Annotated in this window: 14 protein-coding genes; 9 read left to right on the top strand and 5 right to left on the bottom strand. The window is 55.6% G+C overall.

Annotation, left to right across the window (positions count from 1 at the left end; all coding sequences use genetic code 11):
• Positions 1 to 83 precede the first annotated feature (83 nt).
• Together K7J14_RS01540 and K7J14_RS01535 are read right to left on the bottom strand one after the other, a co-directional pair.
• Complete coding sequence (locus tag K7J14_RS01540; RefSeq protein ID WP_230752319.1) at positions 84 to 479, bottom strand: hypothetical protein; 396 nt, start codon at positions 477 to 479, stop codon at positions 84 to 86.
• An 11-nt stretch (positions 480 to 490) separates the two neighbouring features.
• On the bottom strand, positions 491 to 1,237 hold the full coding sequence (locus K7J14_RS01535) for a hypothetical protein (protein WP_230752318.1): 747 nt from the start codon (positions 1,235 to 1,237) through the stop codon (positions 491 to 493).
• 180 nt (positions 1,238 to 1,417) lie between these two features.
• Here K7J14_RS01535 and K7J14_RS01530 point away from each other — a divergent pair, with 180 nt between their 5' ends.
• Positions 1,418 to 1,846 (top strand): AraC family ligand binding domain-containing protein, encoded by a 429-nt coding sequence (locus K7J14_RS01530; protein WP_230752317.1) that lies wholly within the window; start codon positions 1,418 to 1,420, stop codon positions 1,844 to 1,846.
• A 314-nt stretch (positions 1,847 to 2,160) separates the two neighbouring features.
• On the top strand, positions 2,161 to 2,973 hold the full coding sequence (locus K7J14_RS01525) for a DODA-type extradiol aromatic ring-opening family dioxygenase (protein WP_230752316.1): 813 nt from the start codon (positions 2,161 to 2,163) through the stop codon (positions 2,971 to 2,973).
• A 15-nt stretch (positions 2,974 to 2,988) separates the two neighbouring features.
• On the opposite strand, the gene K7J14_RS01520 is transcribed toward K7J14_RS01525, so the two are convergent.
• Complete coding sequence (locus K7J14_RS01520; RefSeq protein ID WP_230752315.1) at positions 2,989 to 3,690, bottom strand: YdeI/OmpD-associated family protein; 702 nt, start codon at positions 3,688 to 3,690, stop codon at positions 2,989 to 2,991.
• 438 nt (positions 3,691 to 4,128) lie between these two features.
• On the bottom strand, positions 4,129 to 4,788 hold the full coding sequence (locus K7J14_RS01515; protein ID WP_230752314.1) for a WYL domain-containing protein: 660 nt from the start codon (positions 4,786 to 4,788) through the stop codon (positions 4,129 to 4,131).
• Between the two features lie 19 nt (positions 4,789 to 4,807).
• On the opposite strand from K7J14_RS01515, the gene K7J14_RS16050 reads away from it, so the two are divergent.
• Positions 4,808 to 4,942: a hypothetical protein gene (locus K7J14_RS16050; RefSeq protein ID WP_269062368.1), complete on the top strand. Its 135-nt coding sequence runs from the start codon at positions 4,808 to 4,810 to the stop codon at positions 4,940 to 4,942.
• A gap of 57 nt (positions 4,943 to 4,999) precedes the next feature.
• Here the strand turns inward: K7J14_RS16050 and K7J14_RS01510 are convergent, their stop codons facing one another.
• Entirely contained in the window at positions 5,000 to 5,575 is a 576-nt protein-coding gene (locus tag K7J14_RS01510; protein WP_230752313.1) for a hypothetical protein, read from the bottom strand.
• Positions 5,576 to 6,167: 592 nt separating this feature from the next.
• On the opposite strand from K7J14_RS01510, the gene K7J14_RS16300 reads away from it, so the two are divergent.
• From K7J14_RS16300 to K7J14_RS01485, 6 genes are all read left to right on the top strand, one after another.
• Complete coding sequence (locus K7J14_RS16300) at positions 6,168 to 6,338, top strand: DUF4372 domain-containing protein (protein ID WP_408033970.1); 171 nt, start codon at positions 6,168 to 6,170, stop codon at positions 6,336 to 6,338.
• 191 nt (positions 6,339 to 6,529) lie between these two features.
• Complete coding sequence (locus tag K7J14_RS01505; RefSeq protein WP_230752312.1) at positions 6,530 to 7,702, top strand: DUF3375 domain-containing protein; 1,173 nt, start codon at positions 6,530 to 6,532, stop codon at positions 7,700 to 7,702.
• Positions 7,699 to 7,983, top strand: coding sequence for a DUF3375 family protein (locus K7J14_RS01500; RefSeq protein WP_408033963.1), 285 nt, complete (start codon positions 7,699 to 7,701; stop codon positions 7,981 to 7,983). The genes K7J14_RS01505 and K7J14_RS01500 overlap by 4 nt, the downstream gene beginning before the upstream one ends.
• Positions 7,980 to 8,585, top strand: a complete 606-nt coding sequence (locus tag K7J14_RS01495; protein WP_230752311.1) for a DUF4194 domain-containing protein — start codon at positions 7,980 to 7,982, stop codon at positions 8,583 to 8,585. The genes K7J14_RS01500 and K7J14_RS01495 overlap by 4 nt, the downstream gene beginning before the upstream one ends.
• Positions 8,569 to 12,042, top strand: a complete 3,474-nt coding sequence (locus tag K7J14_RS01490) for an ATP-binding protein (RefSeq protein WP_230752310.1) — start codon at positions 8,569 to 8,571, stop codon at positions 12,040 to 12,042. The genes K7J14_RS01495 and K7J14_RS01490 overlap by 17 nt, the downstream gene beginning before the upstream one ends.
• Positions 12,039 to 13,307: a Wadjet anti-phage system protein JetD domain-containing protein gene (locus K7J14_RS01485; RefSeq protein WP_230752309.1), complete on the top strand. Its 1,269-nt coding sequence runs from the start codon at positions 12,039 to 12,041 to the stop codon at positions 13,305 to 13,307. The genes K7J14_RS01490 and K7J14_RS01485 overlap by 4 nt, the downstream gene beginning before the upstream one ends.
• The last annotated feature ends 146 nt before the right edge of the window (positions 13,308 to 13,453 follow it).

Genomic DNA, 13,453 nt, shown 5'->3' with positions numbered 1-13,453 from the left:
CGCGCCCACAGCGTGAACGCTTACACCCCGGGCGACGGCGCGCACAGCGTGAAAGCTCATCGCCCCTGAGCGGCCCGCGCGCTTCAGGACTCGGTGGAAAGTTTGAAACCCTTGAGGGGGCCGTTTTCTTCCTTGAGGGACACCATTATCGCGTTGATGATTTTTTCGTCGTGAAAATCGAAATTCGTGTCGGAGGCGTATTCCAGATACAGGGTTTTGTTCGCCTGGTTAAAACCGAAATAAAACGCTCCCGCCGTCTGCTCGTCTTTGCCGAGGTTTTCCTTCAGCGATGAATGGGAAATCCCGTAAGGCCCGGTCACTGCCTCAAGATAATTGCTTCCCTTGATGAGAATGCCTCTTCCCCATTTCATGCCGAAGGGACTCAAACTCTGGTGGCAATCCGCAAAGTTCGTATTCTGAATGATATTCTTGAAGCCGATGCAGATATGCTCGATCACGAGAGCGTTTCTGGTCTTCACTCAGGTCCGCCTTACAAGCCGATCGTAAGGCCGGCTGTTATGTAGTGGAACAGCGCGAATGTATATACGTTTCCGCCGCCGTCCGATCCGCCCTCCAGAACCCGATATCCCAGCCTGAACGTCGCCCGATCGTCGGCCGCATACTGAATGGCCGCGAGCACATCCTCCGCGCGTCCGTAAGGCGAGCCGAGCGCGTCGCCGTCGACGAGCAAACTGAACGGTCCGTTAAAGTTCCACAGGAAGGAAAAGTTGACCAGCGGCACCACGCCAAGATCGCTGCGGTGGGCGTACCCGTTCTCCGACATCAGCGCGATGTCCGCGCTCCGGATCTTCCCGCTCAAGCCTAAAGCCAATTTGAAATCCTCAGAGTCGATGATGGAATATCTATAGGTGAGTCGGTACGAATCGAAGCGATAGGTCGAGCTCACTTCTTCGCCCGCCGGAAACACGATCCCCTGATACTCGACCTCCCTGTCGAGCTTGCCCGTTCCGTAGACAGTCAGCGGCGCGATCAACACCGAAACCGTATGCCGGTCCGCTATCGTATATCCGAGCCTCAAACGCAGCGCCTGGGCAAGCGCAGAATTCGTATCGTCCTTCAATGAAATCTTCGTCCCCGTATCCGCCGGAATAGCGACATTATTATATCCGGTGAACGCCGCCCCGTATTCTATATCCGCGAAGGCTTGCGCGAACGCGCCCCCCGCTCCCAAGATGCACATCGCAGCCGCCGCCAAAAATTTCGCGCTCTTTTTCATATATTCTCCCTTATGCTACCAAATGTACTAGCTCGGCCCGGGGAAAGCAAACAACTTCGGGGGACCGCCGCCCTTCGGTCGGCGCCGGGCTCTCCGCTCCAATGCCGGCCGGCCCAGGAGTCCGTCCGGCATTCCGCATCGATCCCTGTCCCTTGTCATTCGCGGATCTATCGGCTACAGTTGCGCATCAAAACCATGCCCCTCCATACTACCGCCGCGACAGCGGCCCGCGCGAAGATGAGCCTCAATCGCCTGAATCCCGGCATCGAAGTGAAAACCGGAATGAACCAGTATTCGAGCCGGCCGCATATTCATCAATCCTGGTCGTTAAGCATTGTTCTTCGCGGCGCGACCCGCGTTTCGCTGGGCAACTGGAAATCGGAGCTCGTCGAAGATCAGTTCATTGCCATTCCTCCGGGAATGCCGCATCTCTGTTCTCCGGAACCACTGCAGCCGTTCGGCTACGCGGTGTTGTATCTTCCCCTCGACTATATCGGCGCGGCCCAGAGCCCCGCCGCTATCGCTACCGCGAACAGCGCCGCCCCGATTCTTTTTTTGACCATTATACTTGCTCCTCTCGAAATGCCATCGGTCTCGTCATTTCTATGAAAAGCTTTTCACAGAAAATCGTTGTATCAGGATAAATCCGCTTTTACGCGCAGTCAAGTTAATATATGAACAGATTTGTATTCGCCTTCGATTATGAAACTGCAAGAGAAAGGCATAAGTACAGAAAATCAAAAACGAGGCAGAACGCTTAAAGACCGGCGCGGTCTCAACGCGCGGAGCCCCCGCGTACGAGAGTCTTTGCAGGGAATGCATCGATTCTCCGCACTTTCAGAGGAAACGGCAGTATACTCATGTCGGAACCGCGCGCATGCATTTGCGCGCGGCACGAACGTCGGAAAACAGGAGGCGCGGAAATGGCTGGCAACGGTAAACAGGGATCGGCGATATATCTCTCCCACGGAGGAGGCCCTCTTCCGATACTGGGAGACGCACAGCACGCTGAAATGGTTCGTTTCATGAAAGAATTCGCCCGCTCGCGCAGAAGGCCCGACTCTATTATCGTCGTCAGCGCGCATTGGGAAGAACGCGTCCCTTCGATCATCTCAAGCGCGAATCCTCCGCTGCTCTACGATTACTACGGTTTTCCCCGGGAGGCATATTCGTTGAGCTATCCGCTGCCCGGCAATCCGTCTCTTGCCGGTGCAATCCGGGACTCCTTCGCCGCGGCGGGCATCGAATCGGAACTCGAAACAAGCCGCGGCTTCGACCACGGCGTATTCATTCCGCTCATGCTCATGTATCCTGAATCGCCCATCCCTACGGTGCAGATATCCCTTATCGCGGGTCTCGATCCGGCGCGTCATATTCACATGGGCAAAGCGCTCAAACCCTTGCTGAGCGAAAACGTGCTCATCGTGGGGTCGGGATTTTCTTTCCATAACATGAACGCGTTTTTCAGCGGCGGCGACGGAATCGACGAGCGCAACGACCTCTTTCAAAACCGCCTCGTCGAAGCGTGTACGCGCTCCGGTTCAATAGAAGCCGCGGAAAAAGACCTTATCGAATGGGAGCGTTTTCCCGGCGCCCGGTATTGCCATCCCCGCGAAGAACATTTACTGCCCCTCCACGCATGCTTCGGCGCGGCCGGAAGCCCGGAACGCGCCGGAAAGATCGTTTTCGACGACCGCATCCTGGGAAAAAGATCGATCGCCGTGCTCTGGGAATAGGGCGATGCCGGGCGCTTATCGGGAATCGAACTCGACGGCCTGCCTGAGGTAATATCTCAGAACGTCCTCGGAATACTCTCCTTCGCCGCCGATTCTCAGGTTCAGCGTTTTGTTTCCCTCGCCCTCAAGCAGGCCGTACCGATCTTCGAACTTCCTGCCCTCGGAAAACGAAAAGGTAATTCCTTTTTGAGTCGGGCTGAGGGTAAGGACAATCCTCTTGTATCGATATACGGGAACTCCGTAATACTTGTCGGTTCCTCCGCGCATTTCTTCCCGCAGTTCCGGAAACTCCCCGGCGACAAAGCGGCGGAATTTTTCGACGACCGGTTTATATCGATCCGGCACCTTCGCTTCGATGAACCGGTCGATCGAATCTGCTTCCTTCGAGCTTTCTCCGCGGTTGTCGCCTGCCTTCGTCCCTGATTCATCCTGATTCGGGTTTCCTGCCTTCCTTTGCGTCTTCTTCGCTCGATGCGGGCAACCAGGCCAGCAGCAGGGCCGCTTCTTTCCCTCGCGGAGCTCGGCCGCCAGCCGCTCGACATGCTCCCTCCGCGTCTTTTCCTGCTTGACGCTCTCGACCCAGCAAATCCACTCGTTGCGCGCGAGCGGAGTCAAAGCGTTCCAGATGCCGATCAATCCGTCCTGGGCGCTCAACGCTTCCGCGACATCCTCCGGAACCCCGTGAACCTCGCCTGATAATAGGACCTTTTCATCCATGCCGATCTCCGACTGTATGCTGAAAATATACATCCGCGAAATCCCCTCCGCGCCCGAGCGCCTCCCCTGAATGGTACCACGACATCCGCCGCGCAACATCAGAAAAAGAATTGCTTTTTTTAAGACAGGAGACCGAGGCAGAACGCGAAAAGAAGCGCGCAACGGCAACGCGCGGAGCCCCCGCGGGAGAGGGTCCATGCAGGGGCGGGGGAAGGGAGAAAGGATGGAAAGAACTTAGATCCAAGGCGGAGTTACGCAGCACTTTCGAACGAACTAAACCGCTGCCTTATCGTCGGTCGCAGGTTCGCAGGTCGAATACAGGTTCTTCGATATATCCGAGTTAAAAAGCGTTAAAGGGGGTATGTTTCGTCAAAACGAAAAGCATGATCAATTTCTTGGCATCATAATTGCCGCCCTGCCGCTATTGAGTTTTTTCAGTCACCCCTCCCCATACCCCGCGGCCGCTCCTGCGAGCTCTTCCCGTACGCGCTCTACCAGGGCTTCCGGTTCGAGGGCGCGGGCGCCTTTGCCCCAGGACAGGATCCAGGCGGCGATTTCTTTTATGCCGGAGGCGCTAAAGGACAGGATGATCGAGCCGTCTTTGCATTCCTGAATGCTTTGATTTTGGCCCCAGACTCGTTCGCGGATGTAGAAGGCGGCTTCCGCTGTAAAGCGGATTTGTACGTTCAGGGGTTCTTCCACGGTGATGCCGAATGAGGGGGTGAGATAGGCGTGGGGGTCGAAACCGTCCGGTATCTCGAAGACTTCGCCGGTTTTAACCAGCTTTTTGATGCGGTCTACGGCGAGTATGCGGATGTTGCGGTTGTGCTTGGGGATGGCGACGATCACGTAGAGGGCGTTGCCGTGATCCACCAGAGTGAGCGGTTCGATGTCGTAGGTTTTATCTTCGGCGGAGGAGGGCGAGCGGTAGGTTACGGCCGCGCGCGCGCGTTCTTCGATGCAGGAGCACAGGAGGTCGATGATGTCTTCCTTGCCCTCGTAGGAGATGCTGCCCTTGAAAGTGTAGACCGTGCTCTGCACAGGCCGCACTTTGTCGTGGAGGATGGTTGCATTGAGCTTCGCTCGCAATCGGTCCATTCTGCATTTCAGTTTTGTTTTGTCGAAGACCCTCGTTCGCTCGACTATCGAGCGGAGCATCATGCGTTCCATCGAGTCGAGCCTGACGGGAATCGTTTTCTCGTATTCCGCCGGATCGATGAACCACCTTTTCGAGCTCGTGTTTCCGGCGTAGTCGTCCTTCTCGTAGAAGGGTATCCCGTAGGCCGACAGCGTCTATTCTCATTGCTTTTTACTTGTATGCGAACTTGGCAAACAGCGCCCCTCCGGAAATAGTATCCTCCTCGAAAATGCTATAAAGAAGCGATACTCCAATCTGCAAGGCAGCTCCGGTTTTTGTCGAATCGAAATCGTAGGCGGCTGTAAATTTTCCTCCAATCTCCGGATCGCTTTCGATTTCTTCTTCCCCTGTAACTTCGATTTTAATAGTGCCCATTCCCATCTCAGCGCCGATCTGCAGGCCGGTCACGAACGGATAATAGCGTATTCCGCCGCTTGCCAATATTGAGGTCATGATTATGCTTTCATTCTGATAGTGCAAGCCGTCGGCGAATGCGGCTGCGGAGAAAATGACGTACATCTTTTGCGTTGCCGCTATCCCGGCTGCTATATCCGCGTAGATTGTCGTTCTGTCCGCGCCGAGTCCGTCGAGGATTTTCATGACATCGTCGAGTTCTTCTCCGTAGCTGACGGCGCCCGTCCCCATGCCGATATCGAAGTATAAGCTTCTGTTTTGTTGATCCTGTGCAGAGATGTTTTGCGCTAGTAGTACGAGTCCTGCAATTAAAACCAGTGCGAGCTTTTTCATAGATCCTCCGTAGAAATTTGTTATGCCTTTTATATTATTCTACCATGAAGTTGTCTCACATCACGCTACACTTTCTGCAAAATGTGAAAAATCTCTATAAAGGGTGAGAGGTTTGGTAATCGGAATGATTTAGGCCCCTGCATTGACCTTCGCACGCGGGGGCTCCGCGCGTTGAATTCCGCCTCTGATGGAGCCGGCGCGAATGCGCCGGCGGGCGTTCTGCCTCGGTCTTGTATAAACGGGTTTCCTAACGACCTTTCTAACATCCCTCATCCGCGGTGAATGGAGACCAGATACAGTGATGAAAATTTCTGGATACCAGTGGTCTATGAGAATTATACCAGTGGTCTTTAAGAATTATACCAGTGGTCTATGAGAATTATACCAGTCGAACCTGCGTAAACTTCGCACAGTGTTTTTTTCGGTTAGTATGCAGAGAAAAGGCCTGAATAAGCGGGCTATAAAAATAAATGTAATGACACCAGTGTCCAAAAAATAATTTGAAATAGAGAGTTTGATTTCCATTGCATGATTAAAGTTACCATACAAAAACCGTTACCGCAGAAGGAAATCAGACTTGAATAATACTAACATGCTATTGGTCCAAATGCTAGATTTCATTCCAATATCTCAATTCCAACAGCTGGTACAATTACATGAAACCGAGAAAGGCTCCAAGGGATTTTCCAGTTGGTCTTATTTTTACCACGATGCTTTTCGCGCAGCTTTCTGGTCAATCGGGATTGCGATCCATAGAAGATAGACCCGGGTCAACGGTGAAAATCAGTGCAAAAAGGTGGGTTTTTTTAAGTCGCAGTAAAAAGTCCGCTCCCGGCGGCGGCTCCGCCGTACACCGTTCGACCCGCATGACGCCTTCTGCCTCATCCCTTATCAATATCCCCCTGCCTCAATCTTTCCTCTTTATGGTATAATCCTCGACTTAAGGTAACATGAATGGCATTAGATTTTGATACCCTCGCGCATCACAGGAAAAATCACCCGGCCTGGCGGCTTTTTATGGCGGACAATGCGGCTATGGTGGCCTCTTTTTTGGACCGGACGTTTCGGGAAAATAATGTGCGGCAGGTGAGCGAGACCGATTTAATTCTTGCGCTGGACGATTATCAGCGGACATTAGCCGAGCGGCTGGAGGGGGATCCGTTTCCGCGTACTGCGGCGGAGTATTTGACCGAGTGGACGTCCGATTCCCGGGGCTGGCTTCGCAAATTTTACCCCCAAGGTTCGGACACTCCCCATTACGATTTGACGCCTGAGGCGGAGAAGGCCCTGTCGTGGATGGAGCAGCTTTCGGGGTCGGGGTTTCTCGGGACCGAGGGGCGGCTCAATTTGTGTTTTGACCTTTTGCGGCAGGTGGTACACGGGACCGAGGAAAATCGGGAGCTCCGGATGAAGGCCCTGAAGAAGCAGAAGAAAGAGGTCGAGGCCGAGATTGAGCGGCTGAAGAAGGGCGAGTTTACGGGGCTTACCGACCGGGAACTGAGGGAGCGGTTTCAGCAGTTCCGTCAGACCGCCCGGGATTTGCTTGGGGATTTTCGCGCGGTGGAGCGGAACTTTATGGATCTGGACCGGTCCATCCGCGAGGAGATTACCCTGTGGGACGGGGAAAAGAGCGACCTTCTCAGGCGCATTCTTGACCGTCACGACGAGATTACCGATTCCGACGAGGGCATGAGTTTTCGCGCTTTTTGGGATTTTATCATGCATCCCGCGAGCCGGGATGAGCTGGAAGCCTTGTTGGACAAGGCGTGGAATATCCGCGAGCTGGGGGACCTTCTTGAAGACCGACGGCTTCGTCGGGTGCATTTTGACTGGATTTTCGCGGGGGAGCAAACCCAGCGCCGGGTGGCCCAGCTCTCGAGCCAGCTTCGCCGGTATCTTGACGACAAGGCTTTTTGGGAAAACCGGCGCATTATGGACCTGCTGAGGAGCATCGAGCACAAGGCGGTAGGGCATGCGGAAGAACCGCCGAGCGACGCCGCTTTTATGGAAATTTCCGGGAGTCGCTGCGATATAACCCTGCCCATGGATTATCCCCTTTTCATGCCCCCTTGGCGGTGTCCCTGGACAGCGCTTTGCCGGAAACCGGTTCGGAAGAGTTGGACATGAGCCTTCTTCTGGATCAGGCTTTTGTGGACCGCGCACGGCTCGAGGCGAATATCGATTCCTGCCTGGCCGATTCGGCTCAGGTAAGCCTTGCAGCGGTGCTTTCGCGCTTTCCCTTGGAGGAAGGCTTATCCGAGCTGGTGGCCTACGTACAGATCGCCTCGGAGCGACCGCTGAGCATTATCGACGAGACGGGCCGGGAGCGGGTTTCCTGGGTCGATGATAACGAGGTGCTGCGTGAAGCGCGATCACCGCTCATTCTCTTTTGCCGGAGTTCAAAATGAAAGAAAAAGACATTGACTATTCCAGGGTGCTGGTTCGCCTTTTGAAAGGTATCGTGTATCGGGAAGATGACGAGGGCCTGTGGCAAAGCCTTTTGAAGCGTCAGGGGTCGGTGATGGACCATTTCAACCTCCTGGGCCTTGACCTCGTCCTTTCCGAGGAAGAGGGCTACGGCTTTTTGAAGTCCACCGCCGACGAGGAGTCGGCGGATATTCCGAAGCTCATACCGCGCCGGCAGCTGAGCTATCCCGTGAGCCTGATTTTGGCCCTGCTCCGGCGGAAGTTTGCCGAGCACGACGCGGCGGGGTCAGACCCCCGGCTGATCCTTGACCGGGAAGAGCTGATAAAATTGACCGAGACCTTTTTGCAAAAGGGCAACAACGAGGTTCAGTGGCTTACCCGGTTCGACAACTATTTGAACCGGGTGCACGACCTGGGTTTTATCCGCTATTTGGGAGATGACGGGAAGAAGATCGAGGTGCGCCGGGTTTTGAAGGTCTTTGTGGATGCTCAATGGCTTTCGGAGTTCGACAAACGCCTGGCTGAATACGGCGAGTTCGATTACGGCACAAAGGGAGGCCAGGACAATGATCGCGGTGAATGACGGCTTCCTTGATTTTGCGGAAAGCGACACCCTGGCGGGGTTCCGTCTGGACCGGCTGGAGGTGTACAACTGGGGAACCTTTAACGGCCGGGTGTGGACCTTTCCCCTGGAGGGAAAAAACGCCCTGTTGACCGGCGACATCGGCTCTGGTAAATCCACCCTGGTGGACGCCCTGACCACTTTGTTGATTCCGGCAAACCGGATCGCCTATAACCGGGCTGCCGGGGCGGGAACAAAGGAGCGGGATTTGCGCTCCTACGTGCTCGGGTATTTCAAGTCCGAGCGGAGCGATGAAGGCCTTGCTTCGCGCTCGGTGGCCCTGCGCGGAACGCAGGATTATTCGGTGATTCTCGGGGTGTTCCGGAACGAGGGCTACAACCAGACCGTGACCCTGGCCCAGGTGTTTTGGCAAAAAGACGTGAAGGGCCAGCCTGCGCGGTTTTACCTTGTATCCGAATCTGACTTGAATGTGCGGGATCATTTCACGGGCTTCGGAAGCGAAATCGGGGCTTTGAGGAAAAACCTGAAATCTCTTCCTTCCTGCGCGCTTTTTGACGACTTTAAAAGTTACGGCCTTGAGTGGCGGCGTATTTTCGGCATTCAGAACGAGCAGGCTTTGGAGCTCTTTCACCAGACAGTGTCCATGAAATCAGTAGGCGACCTGACGGATTTCGTCCAGCGCCACATGCTCGAAGCCTTTGAAAGCGGTCCGAAGATCGAAGCTCTTATTCATCACTTTGACGATCTTGACCGGGCCCATGAGGCGATCCTTCGCGCCCGTGATCAGATTAACCGGCTGAAACCCCTGGCAGCCGATCTTGGTTCCCATGCCGAAGAAACGGCCTTGAGGGAAAACCTGACTTCTTGCCGGAATGGATTGAGCCTGCATTACGGTTTTATCCGCCGCGACCTGCTCGCCGAAAAAATCGCCCAGCTCGAAAAAGAAATCAATTCGAAGCGGACCGTCCTTGAAACGGTGACCTCTGAGCTCAACGATACGCGGCTCGAGCGGGAGCGGATCAAGGAATCCATCGCCGCCCAGGGTGGTAACGAGATTGAGCGGCTCCGCACCCAAAAAATACAGCTGGAAGCGAGCCGGGACAAACTGAAGGAAAACAGGAAACGGTATGACGATCTTCGGAAGGTCGCGGAACTTCCTGCAGCGGGCGACGCGGAATCCTTTGCCCGAAACCTCAGCCTTGCCCGGGAGGCGAACGCGGCCCTTACCGAGAAAGAAGCGGCGATTCAAAACAGCCGAACCGAGATAGATGTAAACATTCATGGGCTCCGGGAAAAACAGCAGGCGGTTAATGCGGAAATTGCCTCGCTGAAAAAGCGGGCGAGCAATATACCCGCCCGGCAAGTGGAGATTCGCGACGACCTTTGCCGCGCCCTGGATTTGCTGCCGGAAGCCCTGCCTTTTTGCGGCGAGCTCTTGCGCATAAAAGAAGGGGAGGAAGAGTGGGAAGGTGCCGCCGAGCGGGTTCTGCACAACTTTGCCCTGTCCTTGTTGGTGAGCGAGGAGCGCTATCAGCGGGTTTCAGAATACGTGGATCGTACCAATTTGCGGGGCCGCTTGGTGTACTTCCGGGTGCGGGAGGAAATGGGCAGCGGGAGCGGCTCGGGCGGGATGTCTGCCAGTACCGACTCTCTCGCGTCGAAGATCGATGTGAAGCGCGACCCTGCCTTTGCGCCCTGGGTAACCGCCCAGCTGGAGCGTCGGTTTGACCACGTGTGCTGCCGCAGCCTTACGGACTTCAGACGGAACGAGAAGGCGGTGACACCTTCGGGACAAACCAAGGAAGGGGGCGCCCGGCACGAGAAGGACGACCGCTACGACCTTCGGGACCGGAGCCGCTACGTTCTCGGCTGGACTAACCGAGAAAAAATCAGGGTCCTCGAAAAAACCGCCTCGGAGCTGGCCAGTGAAATGGCCGCCCTGGCGGAAAAACGGAACTCCCTCCTTGAAGAGCTCGACGTTCTCCGCTCCGTCCGCGACGCCGTGTCCGCCCTGGAAAACTTTCTCCGCTTCGAGGATATCGACTGGCAGGGAGCTGCTCTCAAGATCGCCGAAGTTGAAAAAGCCCTTCGTGTCCTGGAAGGCTCTTCCGACATCCTCAAAGATCTGACCCGTCGTTTAGCCGAAACCGAGAGTCGTTTGGACGAGCAGGAAAACCGGCTCAACTCCCGGCGCGATGCCCTTTCCCGGCTGGAACAGCAGGAGGAGGATAAAAAAGCCGATTTGGGAACCTGTGAAACCTCGATTTTGAGCGCCCTCGAATCCTATATTCCCAAGAACCCGGCTCTTGCTCCCCGGGACGATCTAGCCTCCTTGTTGGAGCCCCTGCAAAAAGAAGCCCCGGGCGAACATTCTCCGAACTTGATGAATCTTGATCTGCAGGAGCGTACCTTTCGGGATTACCTTCAGGGTAAAATTGATTCCGCAGGGAAACGGCTTGAAACCCTTACCGGTAGAATAGTCGGCCGCATGAAAGATTTCCGCTTGGCTTATCCCGTGGAAACCCGGGAACTGGACGAATCAGTGGCCGCAGGCGAGGAATACCGCTCCATGCTTTCGAAGCTCCTGGCTGACGACCTTCCCGCCTTCGAGGCGAAGTTTAAAACCCTGTTGAACGAAAATACCATCCGCGAGGTAGCGAATTTCCGCGCCCAGCTCGACGCCGAAGGAAGCCTGATCCGCGAGCGTATCGACCGCATCAACAAGTCTCTCGCCGCCATCGATTACAATCCGGGGCGATATATTCTGCTCGAGCATCAAAGTTCAGTTGATGCGGAAATCAGGGAGTTCCGGGCACAGCTTCGCTCCTGCACCGAAGGCACTCTGGGCCAAACCCAGGACGAACTCTATGGGGAGCGGAAATTCCTGCAGGTGAAGGAAATTATCCAGCGGTTCCGGGGCAGGGAAGGGTATGCCGAGCTGGATCGCCGCTGGACCGAAAAGGTTACCGACGTACGCAATTGGTTCGGCTTCGCTGCCTCCGAGCGCTGGCGGGAAGACGACACCGAGTTCGAGCATTACGCCGACTCGGGCGGAAAATCCGGCGGCCAGAAAGAAAAACTCGCCTACACGATTCTCGCCGCGAGCCTTGCCTACCAGTTTGGCCTGGAGCGGGGCGAAACCAAATCCCGCAGCTTCCGCTTTGTCATGATCGACGAAGCCTTCGGCCGGGGGTCCGACGAATCAAGCCGATACGGACTGCGCCTTTTTAAGGAACTCAACCTGCAGCTCCTCATCGTCACACCCCTGCAAAAAATCCATATCATCGAGCCCTATGTGTCCACCGTCGGCTTCGTCTACAACGATGAAGGCCGCGACTCCCGTCTTCAGACCCTCACGATCGAGGCTTACCGCGCCAAGAAAGCGGAACGTGCCGCAGGGCAAGCGGGCTCCGACATTGGTTCGGGCGAATCAGCTTCTCCGGAGAACGATCAGTGAATCTCTCCTTCCCCGATGACCTGAAGGCGAAACTACTCGACGCTTGGCGTAAAGGGAAATATTTCACGGTGCCCGAGCCGGTGAGTGAAAACTCATGCCCCGATTATGCCGCTTCCGAACCGCCCAACCTTCGGTTTCCCCTCAAGGGTCCCACCGCTTCAGAATCCCTCAAAGGCTTCGATACGGTCCGCCGCTGGACCGAAGCGTGGGCGCTGCATGCGGACAAGGAAGCCAGGAGCGGACTGACCCTTGTATGGAAGGAATGGGATCACCGCCAGCTCGGAAAAAACCGCATCCCCGAAGCGGTAATCTTCTTCCAGCTCGACGATCTTGCCCTCTATCTCGGCAAACGGAAAGAGCTTGACCTTTGGCGCGCCGTCTGCGCTCTCGCGCTCGTGCGCTATCCGGCCCTCGAACCTTGGGTTCGCAAACGCCCTCTCACCCTTCTGGAGAATGCGCCTATCCTCGAGATGCTCCTTAACCTTACAGATTGGTATCTCGCTAACCGGAAATCCGGCCTATACCTTCGTCAGGTTCCGGTACCCGGGGTAGACACCAAATTCATAGAGCGAAACCGCGGATTACTCAAACAGTGGTGGAATCTGCTCGACCCGGAAGCGCTCGTCAGCGTGTCAGGCGACGGTCAGCCTGCGAGCCCCGCCCTCTCCTTCGAAGACCGCTTCGGCTTTCGCGCCAAACCGGAACTCATCCGCTTCCGCATCCTTGACCCGCTTTCAACCTTCACGCCTTACACCGACCTCTCGGTTCCCGCCGATGAGTTCGCCTCCGTAACCCTGCCCCAGTCCCGCATCCTCATCATCGAAAACGACATCACCGCCCTCTCGCTGCCGAGCCTTCCCGACACCGCCGTCATTTTCGGCCGGGGCTACGGCTTCACTAGCCTCGCGAAAAGCCGGTGGCTAGCTGACAAAAATATATGGTATTGGGGCGATCTCGACACCAACGGCTTCGCAATTCTCGACCAACTCCGCTCCGCCTTTCCCTCTGCCCGGTCCTTCCTTATGGACCGCAAAACCCTTCTCGCCAACCGCGACAAATGGGTCACCGAACCCGCCCCAGCCCGACGCAGCCTCACCCGGCTTACCGTCGATGAAAACCTTCTTTATCGCGACCTTCTCGAAAACCGCCTCGTCCCTCTAGATTCGTATCCCTTGAACGGCATTCCCCGCCTCGAACAGGAATTAATCCCTTGGCAAACCGTTCTCGCCGCCCTCGAAAAAATAATCCTTATTGATTTAGTTTAAGAATGGGATCCACTGGACGGGCAGGCGTTGTATAGCCTACCCCGCATCCCGCTACACTTTCTGCAAAATGTGAATTATCTCGAAAATGGGTGATTTATGAATCGAGCCGACTCGTCTTCTTGATTCGCCCCTGCACGGACTTTCGC

This window comes from Teretinema zuelzerae, assembly GCF_021021555.1.
Lineage (GTDB): Bacteria > Spirochaetota > Spirochaetia > Treponematales > Treponemataceae > Teretinema > Teretinema zuelzerae.
This window is presented reverse-complemented; position numbering and strand designations above follow the sequence as displayed.